The sequence below is a fragment of the Candidatus Ichthyocystis sparus genome (assembly GCF_900078745.1).
Lineage (GTDB): Bacteria > Pseudomonadota > Gammaproteobacteria > Burkholderiales > 2013Ark19i > Ichthyocystis > Ichthyocystis sparus.
Genome location: NZ_FKII01000023.1, coordinates 1 through 1702 on the forward strand (window position 1 = coordinate 1; position 1702 = coordinate 1702).

Consider the following 1702-nt stretch of genomic DNA (forward strand, 5'->3'; position numbering starts at 1 on the left):
GCTCTCTTTTCTAAAGTTGGTGCACTTGCCAGGAGCATTTATGAAGACATGGTAAGCAAACAGCTCCCACAAGAAATAAGTGACAAGCTTTCAGTGACTGAAAGAGCTATTTGGTACAGGACCTACAAGGAAACGTGTGAAGTTGGTTTTGTGTCCAGGTGTTTTGGTGAGTACCATACTGAGCACCGCCCTGATTTCGTACGTTCTATTTCTAAAATTCAAGTATTGTTGGATGCCGAAGGTGATTTGCTAGATTTTTTATTGGGGCTAGATTGTGCTATCCGTAGAGAGATGGAGTCTGTTTTTAGCTCTTGTTGGAGTAAAGTTTCTGTTTCTCTGGAAGATGAGTCCTTGAGTGCTATTAGTTGTAGAGATTTTGTTAGAGTCCTTGACATTGCTGGCATTCTCGCAATGGCGTTATCAACAAAGTTAGAGGCCTATATAAGGAAAAAAGGTAGTAAAGGTGATGGTGTAGCACCAGTAATTGGTGTTGTAGACCTTACGCATTCTTCCCTTCCAAACCCTCAGTCATTACCATCTCAATCTAGTTCTTCGTTACCATTAGTAGAGGCTTCTAGTGCATCCCATGAATTGACCATGTTGTCTGTTTCTGTTGGGGGTCCTATGGGCGAATCTTCTTCTGATACGATTGTAGCAAAAAGACATAAGAGTAGCGATAGTGTTCCTGTTTCTACTCATGCTGAGGCAGGGACCATTTGTACTACTGATGTTGGGGTGCTGCCTGTTTCTACTGAAGCGAGTGCTTCAACTGCTTCTGCAGTTACTTCTGAAGTTTCGATCTCTTCCTCTAGTGTTTCATTACCCGTTCAATATGTTGATTTGCTTGGTGTTAGGTTACATCCTGATAATGCTAAACTAATTTACGGTCTCTTTTTTGTCATTCGTAAATCTGCCAAAACGTCTTGCTCGATGGTACTGGGTAACCTATTAAGGTCCGTGAGTAATGGACTTTCGATGGTTGGGCAGGCTGTTATTTGGTGCAGAACCTATAAGGAACTGCATTTACTTGGTTTTATGGCTAGGTTTCTTTGTCTCTATCATTCCAAGTACCGCCCTGATTTTATACGTTCTCTTGCTGGTATTAGAGTATTTTCGAGTTCCTCTGATTGTAGGCCAGTGCCACTAAGTGGAGAAGTGTTACTAAGTTTTCTGTCTAATCTGGATTGTGCTGTTCGCGAGGACGCGGAGTCTATATTTAACTTGAGGTGGGATAGCATAGCTGATTCAATTTTTGCTGGACTAGAAGATATATCGTTGAGTGGTGCTAATTGTGAAGATTTTATTAATATTTTCGATGCTGTTAGTGCTCCCGTAGTAGTATTTTCAATTTATCAAGAATATGAAAAAAAGCGTGTGATGTATAAGAGAAAGAAATCAGGAAATGGTAGTAAATGTACGGAGGAGGGTACTGAGTCTGTTTCCAAAAAACGTTTAATAAGTAAGAGCAAGAAATCAGGAAGTGGTGCTTGTTCTTTGGACACCTCTCTTCAACAAGCTCTGCCCAAACCCAAACCCAAACCCAAACCCAAACCCAAACCCAAACCCAAACCCAAACCTAAGAGATGTGTGATAAGTGAAAGCAAGGCACTAGGAGACAGTAGTAAATGTGCAGACGGTACGCAATCGGGAAGTTGTGCTATTGATCTTGCTAGTCGTTCGGTTGCCTCTCTTCCACGGCCTA

At 41.7% G+C, this 1702-nt stretch carries 1 pseudogene; it reads left to right on the plus strand.

The features are described 5' to 3' along the window. Window positions 1-1702: pseudogene (locus A6733_RS08675) on the plus strand (hypothetical protein); the annotation flags it as partial.